The organism is Companilactobacillus musae (assembly GCF_003967595.1).
Taxonomy (GTDB): domain Bacteria; phylum Bacillota; class Bacilli; order Lactobacillales; family Lactobacillaceae; genus Companilactobacillus; species Companilactobacillus musae.
The window spans coordinates 137,797-159,942 of record NZ_BIFW01000005.1 but is presented as its reverse complement, the minus strand read 5'-3'; the positions used below and the strand labels follow the sequence as shown (position 1 = coordinate 159,942).

Below are 22,146 nucleotides of genomic sequence, written 5' to 3'. Positions count from 1 at the left end.
GGTAAGGCTATTTTAGATAACTATAAAATTAGATTTCTTCTTCAGCTTGTTTTGTTTCTGTTTCTTCAACTTTAGCAACTGCTTTTTGCATCTTACCCAATACTCCACGAGCAATTGGTCCAACGATCAATAATTGTAGCGGTAAAGCAACAATCAAGTTAAAGATCCAAGTATGACCATAAGTAGCTAGGACATGTCCTTGAGATAACTTACCTTCAACGGCGATTCCGAAGAATGACATCAAAGTTACCATTCCAAGAACCATCAAAACTGAGATTGTGATACCGATTAAAGCAGTATTTCTCTTCATATAATCATTGATAATATATTTGAAAGCTAATCCTTTAGCGATTGGTCCAACAATTAGTAGATCCAATACGATAGCGACACCCAAACCTAGTGGATAAGCGCTTAAAATTGCCATTGGCAACCCACTGCTGAGCCCCTGAGCCATGGCAACATTATATCCCGTCATTACTAAAACCATCAATCCGGCCATAATGGCTGTGAATACAATTTCTTCTTTTAAATTACGTGGCATTTGCACACTCCTATATTTAATTACATATTTAACAACAGATACTTAATATATCACGTTAAAAATTTCTTCATAAGTTACAATTGTGTTACAAATTAAGTAAAACGCTTGCATTCATGAATATGTAATGACACTTCAAAGGTAAATTTGACAAAAGCTCTTAATCCACTCAAAATAACTTATACATAGATATCGTAAATAAAATAGAAAATGCAGGTATAACAATGGATAAACAAACTAAGTTTGTTAAATTATCAAATATTGGATTGGATAACTTGGAACTTTACAAAAAAGAAGCAACTGGCTACTTGGACAACGTTTGTTACTTATATACTAATAAAAACAGCAGTAGTGCTTTCGTCGCCATGAACTCTACTGGAAAAGTATTGGACTTCTATAAATTCCACACTTCAATGGATAAAGATGACATTATGAAAAAAATTATGGAGCTCTTCAGCGATGACGAAGCTACTGATTTTAAGAAGGTGTTTGAAAGCGTAAAAGAATTCACCTTAACTGACAACGTTGTTGTCGAATTACCATTTGATAATGGTGTTTTTGAAATATAGATTACAAATAACATCAAGTATCGCTTTAAGTGAATTAATTGCTATCCTTCAACGTTTCGTGATATTATTTATTTGTAAACGAAGGCATTAAAAAAGACTGAAGACGGCAATCTCCAGTCCCAAAAATCAAAAGAACATTTAATTCAGGTCAGACATCACTAGTGTCTGGCCTTTTTTTGTATCTAGCACTTTGTTTCCTCAATCAATAGCAGAAATATTGGTATAATCCTTCTAAACATTAAGAATCAAATATCATGATATCCTACAAATATGCCTGATACCCCAGTAAAAGGGCCAAAAAAATTGCTATAATACCAATAATATTTTTAATTACTTTCGAAGGTATATAGCGAACAATAATAGGACCAACATAACCACCAACGAATAAACCTAGAATCAAAGGAACCATTACTGACCATTGAATTTGAAGTAAGAAAATAAACATGACCGCCGAACAAATATTATTAATAAATGACGAAAAATTACGAATAGCATTGTAGGTAATATACTTTCCGCCAATTAATTTTGAAAGCACCGCAATCATCAACAATCCTGATGCGGCACCAAAGTAACCATTATATAGTCCGATTAAAATAACATTTAACCACTTGATAAATGTTATAACTGTACTACCTTTTTTCGTGTCATTTTTTGGAGTACTTGGCCACAATAGCATAACCCCAGCCAATAATATAAAAAGCGGAACAATTTTTTTAAACCCAGAGTTTGAACTATGAATTAAAATAAGAGCACCTAGAACACTTCCAGTAGTACTCAAAGAAGCGACTATTATCGCCATCTTCCAGTGATTACGAAGCTCTTTAAGAGAAGATGCAATTGTTCCAACACCAGCCCCCACTGTAGCTACCGTGATAGTAGCATTAGCAGATATTGGAGATATTCCAATTGACAATAAAACTGGATAAAGAGTCAAAGAAGCCATCCCAATAATACCCGTTAAAATACCGGCTAACAGACTCATAAATATTAAATAAACCATTGTGAGCAATATAATTTCTTTCTCCAACGGCACAATTTTGTTTCGGATACGCCTGCACTTACCGATTAATATTATATATATATGTTAGAGCGAATCAAAAATTGTGTCAAAGGAAGAATTTCATTCATTTGATACAAAAAGCCGGAAAGCCCCAGTTTAATAGGAACCTATCAATACTGGATTCGATTCAATCTTTGACCCTACTCAAACACAAGTTGTTGGATCAGGTTCAGGACAATTAGTTAAAACAACCGCTTGGTATGGCAACGAATCAGTTTTCACTGCTCAAATGATCCGTTCACTTGAAAAATATGCCAGTTTGAAATAAGGAAATTCAACTTACTACAAAACTTGTATATCAACAAGAATTAATTGATATCATTTAGTATTTCGTGTTACTATTTATCTATAAACGAGGGCATTAAAAAAGACTGAAGACGGCAATCTCCAGTCCCCAAAATCAAAAGAACATTTAATTCAGGTCAGACATCGCTAGTGTCTGGCCCTTTTTTGTATCTAGTGCTTTGTTTCCTCAATCAATAGCAATATAATCACTAAGGTCAAGAATACAATGGAAAGATATTCCAAAGTTAACTCCTATAATTAGACTAGGATTCGATGCAAAAAATCCATTTGCAGCACCTCCAGTATTAAGAACAGGCGAAGGGAACACACTAAGTTTTTGTATTTTTATTATACCTATTTTGATAAAATCACAGATAGAGTTGTATAGCCTTTATAATAAATTTTAAATAACTAAATACTATTACTATTTGAAATCAACAAAAAATAAGCTAAGAAATTCCTCTAAATGGGGATTCTTAGCTTATTTTTTACTTTAATTTTAATAAACTGGTCGATCTTCACCTTGTGTATCAGGATCGGCGATACCAACGGAATCGTTCTTCAAATATTCTGAATCAACAATGATTTTAACAATTACATCAGCCATACTTTGGCGAGAACCTGAAACACCAACATATTGGTCATTTCTGTGAGTAACCGTATATTTAACTTCATCACGATCATTCAACCATGGAAAACGTAATGTAGTATAAGTTAGATCAGATTCAGATAAGAGTTTGTCAGCATTGATTGCTGCATCTAAACCACTTTGAACCATCTCATCATTCCAACGACCGAATTCACCAGGAACTTCATGATAAAGTCCCAACAAACTTGATTCAATAATACGATCAACATTATTTTCCTTCATCGATTTAATTACATTCTTAGTAATGACATTGTCGTTAGTGTGATCAACCATCGCAATATAAACTACATCTTGACCTTTCATAGTAGCATTGACGGCATCATAATCAGTAATATCTCCGTCAACAAGTGTTACATTTTCATTGTCGTCCAAATCAGCTAGTCGTTGACTATTACGTAAGAATAAAGTCAATTCTACATCTGGTTGTTCTTTTAATAGTCGCTCTTCAACGATACGGGCAATTTGTCCGTTAGCACCTAAAATTAATACTTTTGTCATTTAAATTTCTCCTAATTATTTCAATTTAGCTAAACTTGATCCAAAAATCTGCTCAATTGTGACAGGATCACGGTGGTCAAAGAATTGACTCTCACCTTTATCCAAGTTAGCCATTGTTTTCATTTCGTCAGCGGTTAATTCGAAGTCAAAGACATCAATATTTTTCTTAATTCTATTAACATGAACTGACTTAGGAATTACGACAATACCTCGTTGTAATAGCCATCTTAAAATTACTTGTCCGTTAGATTTACCATATTTCTGAGCAATCTGAGCAATTGCTTCATTAGTGAAGATATCATGCTTACCTTCAGCAAATGGTGCCCAAGCTTCAACTGTAATATCTTCTCTTTGGGCAAAATCAACTTCTGAGTTCTGTTGATACCAAGGATTAACTTCAATTTGGTTTACTACTGGTTTGATTTCAGTCGTCAATTCCAAGTTTTTCAATTGGTCAGCGTAAAAATTTGAAACACCGATAGCACGAATTTTTCCAGCTTTATAAGCTTCTTCCAAAGCTTTCCAAGCGCCAATTGTATCGCCATATGGTTGGTGTAAAAGATACATATCAATGTAATCTACGCCTAAATTCTTCAAAGAAGTTTCAATACCCTTCTTGGCTCTATCATAAGTAAAGTCTGAAACCCATAATTTTGAAGTGATGAACAAATCTTTGCGGTCGACGCCACTTTCTTTGATAGCTTCACCCACGGCTGTTTCATTTTGGTAAGCTGCAGCTGTATCGATCAAACGATAACCAGTATTGATTGCATCTAACACGGCTTGTTTACATTGTTCTAAATCTGTTACCTGAAAAACTCCGAATCCTAATTGTGGCATTTCGATTCCATTATTTAATTTTACTGTTTGCATTATTTTCTACCTCGTCGTTATTTACTTTATGAATACATTCTATGACCAGACTTATGGTTTGAAAATTACTAGATAGATATGCTAGCATACACATAGCGTATACTGTGAGGCATATATAATGATTGATAATTATTTACTTGAGGAATTAGTAACATTTAAAAAATATGGAACTTTAGCTTCCACAGCTGAACATCTAATGGTCACTCAACCGACTGTTACGCGGGGAATGCAAAAATTAGAAGAAGAACTAGATGTTGAAATCTTTGATCGTCAGCCTAACCGAATCACATTAACCAAAACTGGAGAGCTGGCTGCCAAAGAGGCTCAAAAGGTCATTGATCAAAACAATAATTTAATTACAACTGTTCAAAAGTACGAATATAATCACAAAAATATTCGTGTCGGTGCAGTTGCTCCAGGCCCCTTAATCTTATTGGATCATCTGAGAGAATCAGAATTAGCTCAATCAAAAATTGATATTAACGATAACTTAATTAATCCTGAAGACGTAACTAAAGAACTTTTGGATCACAATTACTCTTTTGTACTAACTAATCAGGAGATAATGACTGATGATATTGAGTCTCGTTTTATCGGAACAGAAGAGCTTTCTGTTAACTTAAACCAATTTACCCTTTTGGCTAATAAAAAATCAGTTTCTTTTGCTGACCTTAAAGGCTTGAGCTTTATTGTCATTGCTGATATCGGTATCTGGAAAAATATCACCGAGAAACAAATTCCCGATGCAAAATTCTTATACCAGGATCAGCAAGAGGCATTCCGTGAAATCACCAAGTATTCTGATTTTTCCTATTTCACAACTAATATTTCTAAAATTGACCGCAAATTGGAAATGGAAGGTCACGATCAAATCAACGTTTCCATTAGTGACAATGCCGCTAAAGTCGATTTTTATGCAGCTTACTTAAAAAATCAAAAGAAGAATATTAATCCTATTTTAAAAGAAATGAATGAAGTTTGGGACAAATATCTAAATTAATGTACGCAAAAGGCCCTCGGAACAAAATCCGAGGGCCTTTTGCATATCTTCAAATAACTTGAAATCATTTTTTACTTTTTACAAACTCATCGAGGTCCTTTAATGCTAATTTCAAATCTTTACCATAAAATCCATGACCGGCATTTTTCAACACTATAAAATGGGCATTCTTAAAATTATGAGCAGCCTGTCTGGGATACTTGATAGAAACAATATCATCACTATTACCATGGACAATTAAGACGGGGCCCTTATACTTAGTCGCTGTATTAGTTATATCCATATTTAGCAATTCTTTATAATAATTACGTCCAACCGTAAATCCCATTAAATCATTCGTTTTAGGTACTTGATCAAATGAACTATATTGTTCTTGAGCATCACGTGTAATCGAAAACGCAGGATACATTAAAGCTAATCCCTCAATATCTTGTGGGTGATTTGATGCTGTCAAAGCTGAGACAACCCCTCCTTGACTACCACCGACCAAAAGAACGCGATGCTTTAGTACATCATCCCTTTTTTGTAATGCTTCTTTTACAGCCAATAAATCTTGCTCTTCTGTAATAATCGACATCTGAATTTGCTTTATACCAGTACTTCTCCCATTATAGCTACCTCCAGGAAAATCAAATGAATATGCTAAATACCCCTGATTGGCCAAATTCTTAGCATAACTCTCTAACTCTTGATAATTACCACCTAATCCGTGAGAAACAATTGCAATCGGCATCTTTTTAGGATGATTTTTAGCTGTGTAAATGTGACCATAAATATCTTCATTGTTATATTTCACATGCCAAACTTGATCATTAACTGATTTAGTTTTGGTATTTGCAACTTTACCTGCAGATGGTCCCTTATTATTCGCACTAACATCTTTTTTACTGCATCCCGCAATCATCAACATTCCTACTAGTAGCAAGACACTTATAACTGTTTTTCTCATAAATTAATCCTTAGATATCTTAATATCGACATTATTACCCATATTCTTAATTACATTACGATAATTAGCAGAATCGAATTTTCCAATGATATGAATTCCCTCGTAATACTCTTCAGTTCCCCAATAAAAAACAATTCTCTGTTCTGGAGACCAATAACCGATTGAACCTTTTGTTCCAGCATGTCCGCTAGGCATTCCTTTAGTAGATAAACTATGATTTAAATCAGCAACTTTTTCTGGCAATCCTGCATAATCTCTAAAACTCAAAGTAGCCGGTAATTCTTTAGCAAAAGCTTTGGCCGCACTGGAATTGTTTAAATGTGCTTTCAAATTTGTACCATTAATTGAAACTGTAATTTTTACATTAGTTTTTGGATCAGATGTCGTCACCTGACTAACCCTATTTTTAGAATCATCCTGACTGGATGTTTGTTCTTTCTTCTGTCCACAACCAGTTAATAATATCAATGTGCCTATGACAAGTAGAACATTTTTTAAAATTTTCATCTTTTTATCACCATTTTCTGAAATTATCTTCATAGTAGAGCCAAGTTTGAATTATGTCTAATACCCATATTCTATAGACATCTATTACTTTTAATTATAATAAAGAAATCTATATCTTTTACTGAGAATCTACAGAATAGTAATTTAAGACATTGCTTAGATGCCTTGAAATAACCTTTAATTTCATTCATAAGATGACCACAATAGCGGAAGTAAACTTTTTACTTTTTTTATTCCAATTCTGAATACATACGTGGAGAGTTAACCAGCTATCAAAAAGAACGTTAATCAAATTGTTTGAAAAGACCCAGTTGATTTTTCTTTTTAGAAGATGATATTAGGGCAAAGTTCACTGGAAGAAAAGTATTTCCGTCACTCCAACCTGCGTTTAGATCATGGAAACCTGTTAAAAACAGCTGTTAATAGTCATGGACATGGATACCCTCATATTTGATTTCGACGCTTTAATTATACCGATGTGAGTAAAATCATATTTATTAATATTATTCAACTTTCAACCTTTAGTATCTAAATTAATACACTCAAAAAAGCCTTCAAAATAAAATCCGATGACGAAGGCCTTTTTGAGTGCATTTTTATTGTTATTCACAAAGAATTCATTTCAAGACTAGATTTTCTAACATTAGTTTGTTTCAATTACATCCCAATGTTCTACTAATTTACCATTTTCTAGACGATAAAGATCACAGAAAATTGCCTGTGAGCTTCTTTTACCATAATGTCCTTCAGAAATAATAAGAACAAAATTTCCTTGTTTGATCCTCTCTATTCCTGCTTTCATTAATCCAGAAACTGTATCCGGTAAGTATGGACTATGTTGAATTTACTTATCACCATCATACATACTATGACCACTCTTAGTATTAGTAATCTGCATGTACACTATTTGCTTGTTTAAATTCTTTTGAATCATTATCTGTCTTGATTGTTCTTAATATTGCGACAAAAGTATTCATTTTATATCCTCCTAATTTTCAAAGACAATGACCTTTTTACCAGTGTTTCCACCTGCTTCAAAATCTAAATGAGCTTGTTTGATATCTGGTAAATCAAATTGATAAGTTTTGTCTACATGTACATCAAGTTTTCCTTGGGTATAAAGATCAATAACTTCTTCTAACTGTTTAACTGTCATGAATCCTATAGAATAAGTACCAGTAATACCTCGGCACTTTGTTTCTTTTTCATCAATTACAGCATTAACCGAAGTTATACGGCCACCTTTTTTGACAACCCGATAGCTGTCTGCCAATGTCTTAGGTCCGGTTAGATTAACAACCAAATCTACATCAGAAACTAATTTAGTAAAATCTTGTGATCGATAATCAATCGTTTCATCAGCACCTAATTGCTTCATATAGTCGGCTTGTTCAACTGTTCCGGTCGCAATAACGTATGCATCAGTACTCTTAGCAAGTTGAACTGCTTTAGAACCGACACCACCAGCTGCACCATGGATCAAAACCTTTTGTCCTGCTTTTACTTGACCATCACGAATCGTGGCTGCATAAGCTGTAGCTACTCCTAAATAAAAGCCACCTAGTGGAACTAAATCTAAATCCTTTGGAACAGTTGCGACAACGGCTGAATCATCTAGCAAAATATATTCGGAATAAGTATTCATATAAGACATCCCAACTACATGGTCACCAACCGCAAAACGAGTTACCTTATCGCCAATCTCCGTCACTACTCCCGAGAAATCTTCTCCTAGCGAATGTGGAAGTACTGGTGCCATTTCTTTTGGCATAGTGGGTGCCGGACCATTAGAGCGAATAACAATATCTGGATCATTAACTCCAATTGCTGCCGTCTTAACGACTATTTGATTAGCAGCTGGTTTTGGAAGATCAACCTCAACCATATTCATAACATCTACATTTCCATAATTATTTAACATTACTTTTTTCATAAAATTACTCGCTTTCTTTAACGTGAATTCATTATGCCTTGGTACCTTAAAGTTTAAAAGTACCGATTTTTTTGATAGATACTATCTTTTTAGATAGACTTTAGTCATATCAATGGTATTTGGGCAAAAAAAAATTCCCGAAATATTTCGAGAATTTGATTTCTATACTTTTGCTGATTCATACGTGTCCGCAAATTTTTCTAATGCTTTCAAAACGGGCATAAATTGTTCTCCCATTTCAGTCACTGAATATTCTACCTTTGGTGGCACTTGCGGATAAACTTTTCGATTAATTAATCCATAACTTTCAAGCATTCGTAATTCTTTTGTTAACTGAGCCTGTGTAACTGTGGGTAACTTACGACTAAGCTCACCAAAACGAAGTGTCTGTTGATGTAAGAAATACATAATAACCATATTCCATTTACCACGAACAATCTTCTGAACTCCAGCCACCGGGCAATCTATAAATACTTCTTCATTTGTCTTTTTCATACATATCTCTCCAATACTATTTATTTTGATAGTACCATTGTTTTCTTTGGTAACATCGAAAACATTATATACGCTTATCATGAAAAACGACAAATATCTTAATCTAACAAAAGGTCCTCAGAATTTATTTCCAAGGACCTTTTTTAACAATTTATTCAAAAATTAGTCGTTAGCATGAACATCAAAGGCGTTCAAAAGCATTTCTTCAACGCCATCATCATCAGGATTGTGCATTCCTTTACCATTGCGGTCCAAAGCACGAATAGCATCCATTTCATCTGATGTTAAAGCAAAGTCAAAGATTTCCTTATTTGACTTGATACGTGCCTCATGAACTGACTTAGGAAAGACGATTATACCTTCTTGATGTTCGAAACGAAGGATAATTTGACCAACATCCTTGCCATATTTCTTAGCCAAATCGTTCAACAATGGTTCAGCAAACAAATCTTTACTACCTTGACCTAGTGGAGCCCAAGCTTCTAGTGTTACATGAGCGTCAGCCATAATCTTACGCAATTCTTTTTGTTGGAAATAAGGATTGTATTCAATTTGGTTAACACTTGGCATTGTACTAAAGTTTGGTACCCACTTGTTCCAGATCTTAGGTGTCATATTTGAAACACCAATTGAACGAATCTTACCAGCAGCCTTAGCTTCTTCCATAGCCTTCCAAGCTTCATCGACTTTACCGTATGGTTGGTGAATCAGGTAAAGATCCATGTAATCTAAACCTAGTTTTTGAAGTGATGTATCAATAGCTTTTTTAGCATCTTCGTAAGCAAAATCTTGTAACCATAATTTTGAAGTAACCCAGATTTGGTCACGAGGAATACCACTATCTTTGATAGCCTTACCGACTTCTTGTTCATTGAAGTAAGCTACAGCTGTATCAATGTGGCGATAGCCTAATTTTAAAGCATCACTAACTGCTTTGTATGTTGAACCGTCAGCGGGAATTTGGAAAGTACCGAAACCGAATGATGGGATTTCTGTACCGTCGTTTAATTTAAAATTTGTAATATTTGTATTTGTCATAATATCTCCTTATCAAGCTCTTGAAATGATAAATACAGTATAAAATCAAAATTCAACTTTGAAAATTACTAAAAAGCTATAGTAGTATACTTCACTCGCATACTATTGTTCTAGCCTTTTTCTTACGTCATCTAAGACTTTATCAATGTCTCCTTTAATAGCTTGCCCCTTATCTTCAATTTGTTGTGGCAAGAACTGATAATCACGATTGACCATAATATCATAAGCACCATTCAACGTATGAGTTAATGCCCAAAATGGTTCTTGAATAAACATCGGTGTCATTCGACCAACACCAAGCTCAATAAACAAAATTTTCTTATCATGTAAATTATTATTTATATCATCTGAAATTTTTTGATATTCTTCGCGATATCTAGTTCCTTCCAAGAAATTTCCATATCCTCTAACCCATGGAAACAATTCGCTACCACAATGAGGACACTTAGGAATCAACTCTGTTGGTATCTTAGTATCATCCCCCATTGCTTTGACCATTTCTTCAACTGGTTCTACTGCATCATATACCTCATCGGTACAACTATTAGAGCATTGGAAGAAACGATGATCTCCTTGAATCTGAGCTACTTTCTCCTCTGGAAAAGCTTTGATTGCTTGAGTATCTTGATTAGTAGTCAATATAAAATAATCTTTGCCCTGCAAAATAGCTTGTAAATCTTTATATGGTTTTCTTACTTCGGCATGTTGTGTTGTATATAAAAACGTTGCTAAGTATCCCCAATACTCTTCACGAGTTTTAAATGGATACTTCATTCCTGCGAAGGCACCTTTCATACCATACTTTTCAGCAAACTTTCCAAAATACTTTCTAAATGATGCGTTATCTTCATAATAAAAATCTCCACCACCAGCAGCTGATAATCCTGAAGCTCCTCCAACAATAATATGATCGGCCTCATTTATTTTTTTGGCAAAAACATCTAGCTGTTGATCATATGGTAATGGTTCTCTTGCAGTTAATGCCACTGGTGTTTTCCCACTAGCGTAAACGCCAAAATATTGTTGGTAATTTACCTGTGTTGCCATGACTAATTGTTCGTATAATGATTGTTCCATTCTGATTACTCCTTAACTAATAATTCTTGAAATGTTTGGTTGATATCACCAGGCAGTGCAATTGATCTGTTTGCAATTTCTGGTGCAATATTAATTTCACTTGGCATATTTAAAGTTATAAAAGACCAATTGTTAGTTTGTGCCACTAAATTCATCAATGGTTGCTTGATCAATCGATTATTAGCACCTATTCCTAACTCTAATTGAACAACCTTTTTGTCCTCATTATTATTGATAAATTCTTGAAAATTACTTTTTTGCTTTTTCCAATCTAATGAATTTTCTACTAGGCCATCAAAGTTTCCCTCCACTTCCCAAATACAATCATTATCAAATTCATTCAATTGAAAATGGGTGTCGGCGTTAGATGTGACTACAAAATAATCCTTTTTTCCTATAATCTTCTTTAAATTACTAAATGTTTCCGTTGGTTGATAATCATCAATAAGATATTGATGAACTCGCCTCATAAAAATTCTATGTTCCGATTCCGGCAATTGAGCAAAGACACCTTGAATCAAGCTGCCAATTCCATATAATGTCTTGAATTCATTAAAATATTTTCTAAAATTTTTATCATCCTTAAAAATATTAAATCCTTCTGCTATAGATAACCCATTGCTTGCGCTAATCAAGACTCCATCGCTTTTTTCAAGTAATTCACGTGCTTGCAATATTTTATCCTCGATTGAATTTTTCACTTTAAAAAATCTCCCACACTTTGTATAATTATGTACACTATGTATTGAACTTATTTAAAATACCGAAAAAATCAATTTAAATTAAGCACACTTTTTCTAGAAATAATTTTTTTCTAACAACTTTTTAAAAGTGTCAAGGAGATTGAAATGACTAAAGAACGAAAAATTGACCGCCGAACTCTTTATACAATCAATATTATCAAGGATAGTTTCTTAGATTTAATTAATCAGAAAACCTATACTCAAATCAACGTTGCCGAATTATGTCGTCAAGCCGATATAACTCGATCAACTTTTTATTTACATTTTGATAACCTTACTGACGTTCTAAATAACGTATTAGATGATGCCTTTCTATTTAATCAATCAACTTCTTTAAGTACTCTCCCCGAAAGCCAGCCTCTAACTATTGATCTTTTAAGGGAAAACGAATCATTATTGCCTGCCTGCCAACGTATTGCAGATTCTTCTAAATATCGCCAACTACTAATGGACCCCTCTTTAAGCGAGTATATTATTGGAAGAATTATTGCTCATGAAAAGGATAAAATAGTTCCTTCAATACAAAAAAGAACCGGTTTGAACAAAAATGAAGCCGAATTACTCTTCATCTATTCAATCAACGGTTCTTTCGCAATAAATAAACGTCACCATTTCATTAAAGATGATGCCTGGTATCAAGAATTACAATTATTAAATACATTTACTAGTGGTGGTTATAATTCTTTAGAGGTGAATAAAAAATAATTTAGAATTTTAATAAATTCAATCAAAAAAGGACAGTACTTATTAGTTTTACACAAACCAATAAGTACTGTCCTTTTATAGATTTCTAACCTTGACCATCTTTAAATGCAGGGTACAAAGTCATACCACCATCAATAAATAGTGTGATACCTGTAACATAACTTGATTCAGATGAAGCTAACCAAGCAGCTCCGGCAGCAACTTCTTCAGGATCACCAATTCGATCCATTGGAACCATAGAAACTGTTTGATCATATTGTTCTTTATCAGCAAATTTCTTGGCATTAATAGGTGTATTGATAGCACCAGGTCCAATTGCATTAACACGAATACCATCTTTGGCATATTCCATCGCAATTGTCTTAGTGAATAACTTTACTCCACCTTTTGCGGCTGCATACCCAGCAAAGGTTGGCCATGGAATTTGTTCATGGACAGAAGACATGTTGATGATATTACCCTTTTTATTGTTCTTCTTGAAATATGCTAGAGCTGTTTTAGAACCTAAGAAAACACCAGTTTGATCAACAGCAATCATCTTATTCCAATCATCCAAAGATAACTCATGAGTAGCTGATTTAATTTCCATACCAGCATTATTGACCCACACATCCAAGTCACCAAAATTATCTAAGGCTGCTTGTAATAATTTTTGGTTTCCTTCTTCAGTTGCCACATTGGCTTGAACGATAACTGCTTGTCCACCAGCTTGTTTAACTTCATCGGCCGCATTTTGGGCACCCTTTTCATCACTGTTATAGTTGATAACAACTGACATTTTTTCTTGACCAAAACGTTTTGAAATGGCTGTTCCAATACCTTTAGAACCACCAGTAATAATTGCTACTTTATTATTTAAATCTGTATACATTTATATTTCCTCCAATTTTAAAACATAGTTGTAATAATGGCTCCACCAACAATTAGTACTAAACCAATAATTGTTAGCAATAATTCATGATGGCTCTTCTTTTCATGTAAGAAAACCATCCCACCGATCGTTGATAAGACAACTGATAATTGTGAAACAACAAAGGCTGAATTTACGCCATTATCATGAACTGACAAAATATAGGTAATTGACGCAACTGAGAAAATGAATCCAGCTAGAAGACTTTGCCAACTAGCTTTCTCTCGTAAAACTCGTGGTTGTCGTGTAAATATTATATAAAGTAATACTGCGATAACCATTCCGACTGACTCTGGTAAGAAAATTGCCAAGCCAGATGAGGTCATAGCCTTGGGAATCGAATTATAAACTAAGAAACCAATTGTCGTTAGAATCAACATGATCATTGTCTTAGTATTGCCACTGTTAGATGACTTTTGATCTTTCTTCCCAGTCAAAGCAACACCGATAATCAATAATATGATTCCAATAGCTCCAAAAATCTTGGCGTTGACTGAAGCCCACTCACCAAAGAGCAAGACTCCAATTAATGATGTTCCAATCAACTGCAATCCAGTTGAAATAGGCATTGTTTGTGAAACACCAATTTCTTTATAAGCATTATATTGACCCAGTTGTCCAATAATCCAGAAACCACCTGCTAAAGCTGCCATGATAAAACTAACAACCGAAATGCTTGGTTTCAAAACTATGAAAACTCCGATACTAACAATTAAAGTTCCTAAAGCTGTACCAAAAATTTGATTGATTGGCTTTCCGTTTATCTTCGCTACCGCTAAAGGTAAAATACCCCAAGCAATCGCTGGTAATAACATTAAAATAATATTCACGTTTTTCCACTTCCATATTCCTTTTATCTCTCATGCGATAAATACAGTATAAAGTGGGTCGTACCAATTTAAAATTACTAGATAGTTATAGCAGTATACTCGTAAAGTATACTGAATGATTAAAATGAATTATGAATTTATTAAAAAAGATTCTCATGACTACAAAAAGTCATTAGAATCTTTACATATAAATACAAATTTTAAATTTTTCCACCAAAGACTGGGAATACGCTAGCATCACCATATTCCATTTGGTCAAGTTTTGCCAAAGTCTTCATATCTTCATCAGAAATTTTAAAATCAATATCAGCATTTGATTTCATATGATCTGGATTAGCTGTCTTAGGTAGAACAACAACATTTAATTGCCAGTCATAACGAATGCACAATTGTGGCACGCTAACGTTATATTTAGCAGCCATCTTCTTGATCAAATCATTGTTCATGGCAGCACCGTGAGCAATTGGTGAGAATGCTTCAACAACGATTCCATTATCTTGTGAATACTTGATAATATCAGTTGGAGTATCACCAATATGAATTTGAACTTGGTTAACTGCAGGTTTAGTATCACTATTCTTAATCAAGTTATCCAAATCTTCTTTTTGGAAACTTGAAACACCGATAGTCTTTAACTTACCAGCTTTAACAGCATCTTCCATAGCACGCCATGTTTCCAAATTACCTTCAAAGTGACGGTCGTTACCTTGGTTAACTTCTTTCCATGGTTGTGGATTATGAATGATCATCATATCCAAGTAATCTAAGCCCATCTTATTCAATGTTTCATCAATTGACTTCTTAGCTTCATCATAATTCTTAATTTCGGCAGCAACTTTTGAATTAACAAATAGTTGGTCACGAGGAATCCCAGCATTACGAACACCTTCACCGACGCCACGTTCATTGCCATATGCTTGAGCGGTATCAATATGTCTGTAACCAATCTTTACCGCATTCTTTACAGCATCAGCAGTTTGATCATCAGGAATTTCCCAAACACCTAAAGCCAATTTAGGAATTTTAACTCCATTATTCATCGTAAATGTTTCATCAAAAACAGTCATAAAATATCCTCCTTATTTGTAACCGCTTATATTATAAGTTCAAACTATACTTCTTGTCCTGTAGGACGAATTATCATTTCATTAACAGCCATATTAGCTGGTGTATCAATTACAAAAGCTACCGCTTGAGCAATTTCTTCTGGTTGTAAAGCCATCATTTCTGAACCAGGTTGTTTCATAGCTTCCTTTAAACCATTACGAACTTCATCATTATTAATTGAATCGAATAGCTCAGTCTTAACTGATCCCGGAGCAATAATTGTTGTCTTAATATTATTGCTATGTTCTTCTTGACGAAGTCCTTCCATAATTGCCCGTACCGCATACTTAGTACCTGAGTAAGCCGCATATCCTGGCAAAACTTCATAGCCTAACACTGAAGATGTTGAAATAATATGACCACTCTTTTGTTTTTTCATAATTGGCAAGGCTGCAGCAATACCGTTCAAAACACCTTTAACATTGATATCGAGCATATTTTGCCATTCGTCACGAGCTGTTTTTTCCAAATTATTAACTGGCATAATTCCAGCATTGTTAAATAAAGCGTCAACTCGACCAAACTTGGCAACAGTCTTATCAATCACATTTTGTACTTCTTCTGCCTTAGTTACATCAGCCTCAACTGCCAAAATATCAGTTCCAGGATTATCCTTTTGAATTTCTTCCAAACGATTCATTCTTCTAGCAGCAATAGTTACTTTGGCACCTTTGTTAGCTAATAATTTTGCGGTAGCAGCACCGATACCACTTGATGCTCCCATAATAACTACAACTTTATCTTTTAAACTCATAATTTACCTCTATTCTTTAATTGTTTTAATTACTCGAGCAGGCACGCCACCAACAACTGTATTTGCGGGGACATCTTTTGTTACGACCGCACCCGCTGCTACAATGGCATTTGTACCAATCACAGTTCCCGGAGTAACGGTGACATTTGCACCTAACCAAGCATTATCATGTATATAAACTGAGTCAAACTTTAAATTTCTTCTACGACTTGGTTCTTGATGATGATTAACCGAAGTTATCGTCGCATTAGGTCCAATCAAAACATTATCACCAATATAAATGCCGCCTAAATCGACAAACATTGAACAATTGCTAATGTAATCATTTTTTCCTAAATGAAGATTTTGACCAAAGTCAGTATAAAATGGCAAACGAATCTCTGTACTTGAATCAATTTTTTCACCAGTTATTTGACTAATGATTTCTCTTGTTTCCGATTTTGTACGTGGAACTGAATTCAACTTTTGAACTAAAATCTGATTACGAGCGTTGATTTTTTCAATTTGTTCATAAGCTTGTGTATCGACATCCATTTCTGATTTCATTGGATCACCTCTTTGATTGATTTCAGTATACGAGGAGATTATTATAATGTTAAATACTTATTAATAATCATTAACTATTACATTTAATTATAATTGAGGTATATCAATGGATATTAGAGTTTTACGTTACTTTATCGCTATCGCACAAGAAGAAAACATCTCCCGAGCCGCTAGGTTATTACATATTTCCCAACCGGCTCTGTCCCGTCAAATTGCTGATTTAGAGACCAAATTAGGTACGAAATTATTTATCCGTGGCAAACGACAAATGCAACTGACCAAAGACGGCTATTATTTATTAGAACGTGCTCGAGAAATTGTTAAGTTAGTAGATAAAACAACCTATAATCTTCAAAAAGAAGATGTAGTCAGCGGAACCTTGGATATTGGCGCTGGCGAGAGTTTGGCCATCGCCTGCATCATGAAAACCGTTCACCAATTAATGTATAAATATCCCGAAATACAGGTCAATCTGAATAGTGGTGACTCGATAAATATCGAATCAGCTTTGGATAGTGGTATTTTGGAATTTGGTGTCATCATGGGTCATCACCAGTTGGAAAACTATCACACTCTAGAATTACCTGAAAAGAATCGTTGGGGTATTTTAATGCGTGAAGATGAACAACTAGCAACCAAAAAGACTATCTCACCTACTGATTTGATTGGCCGACCACTACTAATTTCACGTCAACTTCAACGCCATCAAGACTTTAAAAATTGGAGTCAGGGACTATTTGATCAATTTAATTTTGTTGGCAGTTACAATTTAATTTTCAACGCCGCCTTATTGGTCAAAACCGGTGCTTGCATAGCTTTAACTTACGAAGATCTCATCGAGCCCACCGCTGACAACGAACTAATTTTCAGACCGTTGAACCCTGAACTGAATGATCCTAATACCTTGATTTGGAGCAAGAATCGAACCCTCCCCGATGTGGATCAGTTATTCTTAGATACATTACGAAAAAATATTCAATAAAAAAGGTATTTCATCAATTTGGTGAAATACCTTTTAAAATTTATTAATTTAAGATGAATTTTGTTGCCAAATCTAAAGCCTTTGTTCGAGAGTTTCCCAATGTAAAGCCATGATCAGCATCTTTCAACAAATGCAAATTACTATTCAAGTAACAATCATCATATCTTTGCGATGCCACTTTATCAACAACTGTATCTTTTAGACCATGAATCAAACAAACTGGTCCCCGATATTGACTAGCAACTTCGTAAATCGGCAAAGTTTGTGCCGTTCGCAGATAAAAACCACCTAAAGTTAAGCTCTTTTTAATTGCTAACTTATCAGGAATATTTTGTGGATCATAAGTATAACCTTGAGTACTTCCCTTCAAGGCATCATCCTTTAAGGTAGCCGCTGGAGCTAACAAAATGAGTTTAGCAATTTTTTCGTGATAATAACCGGCAATCATGCTAGCAACCACGCCACCTTGCGAATGTCCTAACAAATAAATATTGCCGACCCCTTGTAGACTTCTGGCATAATCCAAAATTGCTTTACCATCACTGATTTCATTCAATACCGTCATATCTTCAAACTTGCCATCGCTTTGACCATGTCCATTAAAATCAAAACGTAAAGTTGCTAAACCCTTGTCCGCAAATCTCTTCGCTAATTGATATAACAATTGATCTGGATTCATCCCTCGATCCGATGTAAAACCATGCATCAATATCACCAAATCAAATTTATCAGTTTGTGGTTTTGTATAAGTCCCTCGTAAAGTTAATCCGTCTCGCTTAATTTCTACATCCATTCTTTTAGCTCCTTTTTGATTATTTTAATACTTGCCATTCTCCGCAACAAAGAAAATTAGGAGGCTTTTTCTGTTATAAAAAAGAAGATAGCCCTAAGGTTATCTTCTATTGCGTTGCATTCTGGTCATCGGTTTTTGATTCTTGTTATAATTCAAATCATTTGAGTTGTTTCTCATTGATTGATAATTTTAGTTGTTATTGATTGTCTGATTTTGATAACTTGGTTTTGCCACTGATTTTTGCATAAAACTAAACACCGATGCAATTATCAATAAAACAATTGCTGGAAAAGCCATAATTGCTCCCAATACAAACAATCCATTACCTATTATTCCTAAAACTGGACCTACTATTGAAATATAATTTTTTCGACTTCTAACTAATGAAATAATATTTAGAATTAGGCCAACAGCAGCAAAGAAGTAAAAGAACGCAGCTGTTCCACCTGTAGTATTAGTATTGCTCTTACTGAATGCATCTCCGATTGCTGAAGCAGCAATAGCAAACCATGAAAAGACAAACAAGATACAGTTAATAATATCCATAATTCCTGTCCAGATATTAATTTTTAATTTCATAATGTCCCCCTATGACATATATTTTCAAATTGCATTTAATCATTCTAATTGAGCTATATTCTTATTTCCAGACAAAATTCGTTTTCAATTCTAATTTAATTAAATGTTATTGGTGATATAAATTTTCTGGATTTAGATATCTTATAACATAAAAAGCACCCTATTCGAATGCCTTACATATTAATAACCATTTATTTAACTGGATAATGGACACCATTTCTTTGTTCAATCCATTCATTCGTTGCTACACGATAATAGGTATTACCTTCATTATCGTTTGCCACCTTATCGACGGCCCAATAACTATCAGCTCCAAGTGCACGGTTAGTAATTACACGACCATTTTGATCATAAAGTGTGTAATTCTGTCTGGTCCCATCCAGATATAAAACTCCATTGTTATTTTGAATATTGATTAAATTTAGTGGAATTGGATAGTGAACACCATTTACTTGTTTGACCCATTCATTTGTTGCTACACGATAATAAGTATTACCTTGATTATCAGTCGCAATTTCGTCAACAGCCCAATAAGTATTTTCACCTAAAGCCCGATTAGTAATTTCTTTGCCGTCGTTATTATAGAGCTTGTAATAAGAAGCCGTCTTATCAACATAAAGAACGTCTTTTTCTTGATCCGTAACAGATAGATTTGATTGACCATTTAGAGTTACATAGTTAGCATTGATCCATTCGTTATCAGCAATATGATACTGTTTATTGCCCACTTGATCAGTTCTAGCACGATCAATTTTTAACGGTGTATCTTTAGGAATCGTTATACCATCAATAGTTTTATCATCATCATTTACTACTGGATAATTATCTTGGTCATTTTTGGTTGTGACGGTTCCAGTTGGGGAAGTTATTGTCCAATTGTGGGACGACCTTGAACCGGAACCTGAAGTGGATTTTGGTTTGACGGTTACTTTTTGATAATAAGTAACTGTATTGTCGTCATAGTTTACCGTAGCGTCTTTTCCAAAATCATAATCATAAGCAGATAAATTGTTTGTCAACGTATACTTCAATGCTCTGTAATATGTTCCAGGAGTATCTAAAGCATTTGAAACAACCTGTGCATTGCTGTCAGAAGCTGGATCTGTTTTATAATAGTCTCCTGAAGCTGGTGCATCAGCAATTTGATCATCATCATTTTTTAGGACATCTTTTGAAATATCTAGTGACTTGTCTTTGTCATTAGTACCTACGTTAACTTCAGCTGATTTAATAGGGTTTGTAGGCGTATCATCACCAGTTACAGCAATTTTCCTAATCACCGTTAAGGTCTCAGAACTGGTATTAAATATATAATCTTTATTTTCCGTTGCTGGTTCACCATTGATCATTGTGTCATATAGTTTGATTCGGGTATCAGTTAAAGGATCTTTACCATTCTTTGAAAACATATATCCGATAGCTTGATCACCGTTTAATTTGTATGAATCAGTATCTTTATTATTTACATCTTTTATCTTTTCATTAGTATTGGTGTAACCATCGGATAACTTATAGGAAACCACCTGATAATATAATCCTGTTTTCTCTAAAGTGCCATCAGTTTTATCTGAACCCATATTTATATAATTATTTGCATCTCCCGAATCAATAGCCGTCGCATTAAAGTTTTGCGATTGAGAATATGATTTGGCAGCATTTAGGGTTGTAAATACACCACCATAGTGTGGAGTTTCCATTTTATTAATATAATCTTTCACACTATTTGTATCATTTGAATAATTATCAGTAATTGTTAATTTATCTCTGTTACTTATTTCAGAGAGTTTTGTCCCCTTTGGAACAGACATAATATTTTTATTCTTAGTAATATTCATCGTACTAGGATTTACTATAAATGTCTTTTGTAATGTATTTGGATCAATATTATCCAAATCAGGAGCTGTCATCTTATTACCATTGCTGTCATATCCTGGCAACACGTGCATAGTAACTCTTAATGGAAATGACACTTTCGATAATCCAGACACATCGACACTAGTTGGATTCTGTCCATCTAGTTGATAACAAAATTTCTCAATATCTGCACGAGTGTTCAATTGTGCTTGTGTCCATTTTCCATCAGACATATATGCAACAGACATATATGCAAATACATCATTATTATAGTATTGCGTATACTTCTTAGGACTATTATCAATAATATCCTCAAAATATTGACGTCCTGTACCATTTTTTTCGACAACATCACTATCTTTTAACGCAGACACTCCTGCATCATTTTGCATATCGTATATATGTTGCGGATTCTTAGCATTAAAATAAGGATAACCTTGCCCAGTTGAACCACCAAAACCATGGTCAGTATTCTTAGCTATGGCCCTGAGAACTGTCGTTAAACTGTTTGTACTTGCAACATACCGATCATCAAATTGTTCTAAAAATCTATAAATCATAAACTCAGACGAACCTGGTACGTTTGGGTCACTGTCCATTGATGAAATATCGTTGGCATCCCATCTTTGCTGAGTTTGAGAATCTGCCGCTTTTACATTAATTGTTCCTATTACAGGAGCAATAACAGGAACGACTACTGGTGCAGTGGCTAAAAGTGCCAATGCAACAGCACTACTTAAATATTTACTATTTTTTTTCATAAATAGCCCCCTTGATAATTCAAATTTTATCACTTTGTAAAAATAAACCTACTCGTAATTGCATAAATCTTTATATATAAATATGAATTTATTTGATTTTTTTCAAGATCA

The 22,146-nt window shown here is 34.2% G+C and carries 24 protein-coding genes and 1 pseudogene; 5 read left to right on the top strand and 20 right to left on the bottom strand.

Translation table 11 applies throughout. The features are described from left to right. Positions 1–28 precede the first annotated feature (28 nt). Positions 29–541: a DUF2798 domain-containing protein gene (locus tag LAB100_RS08495; protein ID WP_119326750.1), complete on the bottom strand. Its 513-nt coding sequence runs from the start codon at positions 539–541 to the stop codon at positions 29–31. Positions 542–762: 221 nt separating this feature from the next. Here LAB100_RS08495 and LAB100_RS08490 point away from each other — a divergent pair, with 221 nt between their 5' ends. Beyond that, entirely contained in the window at positions 763–1,107 is a 345-nt protein-coding gene (locus tag LAB100_RS08490) for a hypothetical protein (protein WP_119326749.1), read from the top strand. 262 nt (positions 1,108–1,369) lie between these two features. Here the strand turns inward: LAB100_RS08490 and LAB100_RS08485 are convergent, their stop codons facing one another. Next, complete coding sequence (locus LAB100_RS08485) at positions 1,370–2,116, bottom strand: sulfite exporter TauE/SafE family protein (RefSeq protein WP_119326748.1); 747 nt, start codon at positions 2,114–2,116, stop codon at positions 1,370–1,372. A gap of 160 nt (positions 2,117–2,276) precedes the next feature. Here LAB100_RS08485 and LAB100_RS11705 point away from each other — a divergent pair. Continuing rightward, positions 2,277–2,435, top strand: a pseudogene (locus tag LAB100_RS11705) (type I glyceraldehyde-3-phosphate dehydrogenase); the annotation flags it as partial. A 516-nt stretch (positions 2,436–2,951) separates the two neighbouring features. Here LAB100_RS11705 and LAB100_RS08475 read toward each other — a convergent pair. Together LAB100_RS08475 and LAB100_RS08470 are read right to left on the bottom strand one after the other, a co-directional pair. After that, positions 2,952–3,599 carry an NAD(P)H-binding protein gene (locus LAB100_RS08475; protein ID WP_119326747.1) on the bottom strand — a complete coding sequence of 216 codons (648 nt, stop codon included), beginning with the start codon at positions 3,597–3,599 and terminating at the stop codon, positions 2,952–2,954. 15 nt (positions 3,600–3,614) lie between these two features. After that, positions 3,615–4,472 (bottom strand): aldo/keto reductase, encoded by an 858-nt coding sequence (locus LAB100_RS08470; RefSeq protein WP_119326746.1) that lies wholly within the window; start codon positions 4,470–4,472, stop codon positions 3,615–3,617. A gap of 118 nt (positions 4,473–4,590) precedes the next feature. On the opposite strand from LAB100_RS08470, the gene LAB100_RS08465 reads away from it, so the two are divergent. Next, entirely contained in the window at positions 4,591–5,472 is an 882-nt protein-coding gene (locus tag LAB100_RS08465) for a LysR family transcriptional regulator (RefSeq protein ID WP_119326745.1), read from the top strand. Between the two features lie 64 nt (positions 5,473–5,536). On the opposite strand, the gene LAB100_RS08460 is transcribed toward LAB100_RS08465, so the two are convergent. From LAB100_RS08460 to LAB100_RS08430, 8 genes are all read right to left on the bottom strand, one after another. After that, positions 5,537–6,421, bottom strand: a complete 885-nt coding sequence (locus tag LAB100_RS08460; RefSeq protein WP_119326744.1) for an alpha/beta hydrolase family protein — start codon at positions 6,419–6,421, stop codon at positions 5,537–5,539. A gap of 3 nt (positions 6,422–6,424) precedes the next feature. Next, positions 6,425–6,928 (bottom strand): cyclophilin-like fold protein, encoded by a 504-nt coding sequence (locus LAB100_RS08455; RefSeq protein ID WP_162894229.1) that lies wholly within the window; start codon positions 6,926–6,928, stop codon positions 6,425–6,427. Positions 6,929–7,571: 643 nt separating this feature from the next. Continuing rightward, positions 7,572–7,730 (bottom strand): nuclear transport factor 2 family protein, encoded by a 159-nt coding sequence (locus tag LAB100_RS11575; protein ID WP_162894228.1) that lies wholly within the window; start codon positions 7,728–7,730, stop codon positions 7,572–7,574. Between the two features lie 186 nt (positions 7,731–7,916). After that, complete coding sequence (locus tag LAB100_RS08450) at positions 7,917–8,861, bottom strand: NADP-dependent oxidoreductase (protein ID WP_119326742.1); 945 nt, start codon at positions 8,859–8,861, stop codon at positions 7,917–7,919. 162 nt (positions 8,862–9,023) lie between these two features. After that, positions 9,024–9,356, bottom strand: coding sequence for a winged helix-turn-helix transcriptional regulator (locus LAB100_RS08445; RefSeq protein WP_119326741.1), 333 nt, complete (start codon positions 9,354–9,356; stop codon positions 9,024–9,026). Positions 9,357–9,518: 162 nt separating this feature from the next. Continuing rightward, the gene (locus LAB100_RS08440) at positions 9,519–10,394 is read right to left on the bottom strand and encodes an aldo/keto reductase (protein WP_119326740.1); all 876 of its coding nucleotides are present in this window, start codon (positions 10,392–10,394) and stop codon (positions 9,519–9,521) included. 102 nt (positions 10,395–10,496) lie between these two features. Beyond that, positions 10,497–11,471: an SIR2 family NAD-dependent protein deacylase gene (locus LAB100_RS08435; protein ID WP_119326739.1), complete on the bottom strand. Its 975-nt coding sequence runs from the start codon at positions 11,469–11,471 to the stop codon at positions 10,497–10,499. Between the two features lie 5 nt (positions 11,472–11,476). Beyond that, positions 11,477–12,172, bottom strand: coding sequence for a hypothetical protein (locus LAB100_RS08430; RefSeq protein ID WP_246001318.1), 696 nt, complete (start codon positions 12,170–12,172; stop codon positions 11,477–11,479). A 147-nt stretch (positions 12,173–12,319) separates the two neighbouring features. Between LAB100_RS08430 and LAB100_RS08425 the strand changes: the two genes are divergently transcribed. Continuing rightward, on the top strand, positions 12,320–12,919 hold the full coding sequence (locus tag LAB100_RS08425; protein WP_119326738.1) for a TetR/AcrR family transcriptional regulator: 600 nt from the start codon (positions 12,320–12,322) through the stop codon (positions 12,917–12,919). Positions 12,920–13,004: 85 nt separating this feature from the next. On the opposite strand, the gene LAB100_RS08420 is transcribed toward LAB100_RS08425, so the two are convergent. The 5 genes from LAB100_RS08420 to LAB100_RS08400 all read right to left on the bottom strand — a co-directional run bounded on the left by LAB100_RS08420 (position 13,005) and on the right by LAB100_RS08400 (position 17,066). Next, positions 13,005–13,790 (bottom strand): glucose-1-dehydrogenase, encoded by a 786-nt coding sequence (locus LAB100_RS08420; protein WP_119326737.1) that lies wholly within the window; start codon positions 13,788–13,790, stop codon positions 13,005–13,007. Between the two features lie 17 nt (positions 13,791–13,807). Continuing rightward, positions 13,808–14,659, bottom strand: coding sequence for a GRP family sugar transporter (locus LAB100_RS08415; RefSeq protein ID WP_119326736.1), 852 nt, complete (start codon positions 14,657–14,659; stop codon positions 13,808–13,810). Positions 14,660–14,859: 200 nt separating this feature from the next. Further along, the gene (locus LAB100_RS08410; RefSeq protein WP_119326735.1) at positions 14,860–15,726 is read right to left on the bottom strand and encodes an aldo/keto reductase; all 867 of its coding nucleotides are present in this window, start codon (positions 15,724–15,726) and stop codon (positions 14,860–14,862) included. A gap of 44 nt (positions 15,727–15,770) precedes the next feature. Beyond that, positions 15,771–16,523, bottom strand: a complete 753-nt coding sequence (locus tag LAB100_RS08405; protein WP_211321947.1) for an SDR family oxidoreductase — start codon at positions 16,521–16,523, stop codon at positions 15,771–15,773. A 6-nt stretch (positions 16,524–16,529) separates the two neighbouring features. Next, positions 16,530–17,066 (bottom strand): DapH/DapD/GlmU-related protein, encoded by a 537-nt coding sequence (locus tag LAB100_RS08400; RefSeq protein ID WP_119326733.1) that lies wholly within the window; start codon positions 17,064–17,066, stop codon positions 16,530–16,532. A gap of 106 nt (positions 17,067–17,172) precedes the next feature. Here LAB100_RS08400 and LAB100_RS08395 point away from each other — a divergent pair, with 106 nt between their 5' ends. Continuing rightward, positions 17,173–18,048: a LysR family transcriptional regulator gene (locus tag LAB100_RS08395; protein ID WP_119326732.1), complete on the top strand. Its 876-nt coding sequence runs from the start codon at positions 17,173–17,175 to the stop codon at positions 18,046–18,048. A 43-nt stretch (positions 18,049–18,091) separates the two neighbouring features. Here the strand turns inward: LAB100_RS08395 and LAB100_RS08390 are convergent, their stop codons facing one another. From LAB100_RS08390 to LAB100_RS08380, 3 genes are all read right to left on the bottom strand, one after another. Next, the gene (locus LAB100_RS08390; RefSeq protein ID WP_119326731.1) at positions 18,092–18,841 is read right to left on the bottom strand and encodes an alpha/beta hydrolase; all 750 of its coding nucleotides are present in this window, start codon (positions 18,839–18,841) and stop codon (positions 18,092–18,094) included. A 189-nt stretch (positions 18,842–19,030) separates the two neighbouring features. After that, positions 19,031–19,420 carry a transporter gene (locus tag LAB100_RS08385; RefSeq protein ID WP_119326730.1) on the bottom strand — a complete coding sequence of 130 codons (390 nt, stop codon included), beginning with the start codon at positions 19,418–19,420 and terminating at the stop codon, positions 19,031–19,033. A gap of 191 nt (positions 19,421–19,611) precedes the next feature. Next, positions 19,612–22,035, bottom strand: coding sequence for a hypothetical protein (locus LAB100_RS08380; protein WP_119326729.1), 2,424 nt, complete (start codon positions 22,033–22,035; stop codon positions 19,612–19,614). Between the last annotated feature and the right edge of the window lie 111 nt (positions 22,036–22,146).

What these genes read in the sequence shown, in the direction of transcription:
- LAB100_RS08495 (WP_119326750.1), bottom strand. Translation starts at nt 541, where the DNA reads ATGCCACGTAATTTAAAAGAAGAAATTGTATTCACAGCCATTATGGCC.
- LAB100_RS08490 (WP_119326749.1), top strand. Translation starts at nt 763, where the DNA reads ATGGATAAACAAACTAAGTTTGTTAAATTATCAAATATTGGATTGGAT.
- LAB100_RS08475 (WP_119326747.1), bottom strand. Translation starts at nt 3,599, where the DNA reads ATGACAAAAGTATTAATTTTAGGTGCTAACGGACAAATTGCCCGTATC.
- LAB100_RS08470 (WP_119326746.1), bottom strand. Translation starts at nt 4,472, where the DNA reads ATGCAAACAGTAAAATTAAATAATGGAATCGAAATGCCACAATTAGGA.
- LAB100_RS08465 (WP_119326745.1), top strand. Translation starts at nt 4,591, where the DNA reads ATGATTGATAATTATTTACTTGAGGAATTAGTAACATTTAAAAAATAT.
- LAB100_RS08460 (WP_119326744.1), bottom strand. Translation starts at nt 6,421, where the DNA reads ATGAGAAAAACAGTTATAAGTGTCTTGCTACTAGTAGGAATGTTGATG.
- LAB100_RS08455 (WP_162894229.1), bottom strand. Translation starts at nt 6,928, where the DNA reads ATGAAAATTTTAAAAAATGTTCTACTTGTCATAGGCACATTGATATTA.
- LAB100_RS11575 (WP_162894228.1), bottom strand. Translation starts at nt 7,730, where the DNA reads ATGAAAGCAGGAATAGAGAGGATCAAACAAGGAAATTTTGTTCTTATT.
- LAB100_RS08450 (WP_119326742.1), bottom strand. Translation starts at nt 8,861, where the DNA reads ATGAAAAAAGTAATGTTAAATAATTATGGAAATGTAGATGTTATGAAT.
- LAB100_RS08445 (WP_119326741.1), bottom strand. Translation starts at nt 9,356, where the DNA reads ATGAAAAAGACAAATGAAGAAGTATTTATAGATTGCCCGGTGGCTGGA.
- LAB100_RS08440 (WP_119326740.1), bottom strand. Translation starts at nt 10,394, where the DNA reads ATGACAAATACAAATATTACAAATTTTAAATTAAACGACGGTACAGAA.
- LAB100_RS08435 (WP_119326739.1), bottom strand. Translation starts at nt 11,471, where the DNA reads ATGGAACAATCATTATACGAACAATTAGTCATGGCAACACAGGTAAAT.
- LAB100_RS08425 (WP_119326738.1), top strand. Translation starts at nt 12,320, where the DNA reads ATGACTAAAGAACGAAAAATTGACCGCCGAACTCTTTATACAATCAAT.
- LAB100_RS08420 (WP_119326737.1), bottom strand. Translation starts at nt 13,790, where the DNA reads ATGTATACAGATTTAAATAATAAAGTAGCAATTATTACTGGTGGTTCT.
- LAB100_RS08410 (WP_119326735.1), bottom strand. Translation starts at nt 15,726, where the DNA reads ATGACTGTTTTTGATGAAACATTTACGATGAATAATGGAGTTAAAATT.
- LAB100_RS08400 (WP_119326733.1), bottom strand. Translation starts at nt 17,066, where the DNA reads ATGAAATCAGAAATGGATGTCGATACACAAGCTTATGAACAAATTGAA.
- LAB100_RS08395 (WP_119326732.1), top strand. Translation starts at nt 17,173, where the DNA reads ATGGATATTAGAGTTTTACGTTACTTTATCGCTATCGCACAAGAAGAA.
- LAB100_RS08390 (WP_119326731.1), bottom strand. Translation starts at nt 18,841, where the DNA reads ATGGATGTAGAAATTAAGCGAGACGGATTAACTTTACGAGGGACTTAT.
- LAB100_RS08385 (WP_119326730.1), bottom strand. Translation starts at nt 19,420, where the DNA reads ATGAAATTAAAAATTAATATCTGGACAGGAATTATGGATATTATTAAC.
- LAB100_RS08380 (WP_119326729.1), bottom strand. Translation starts at nt 22,035, where the DNA reads ATGAAAAAAAATAGTAAATATTTAAGTAGTGCTGTTGCATTGGCACTT.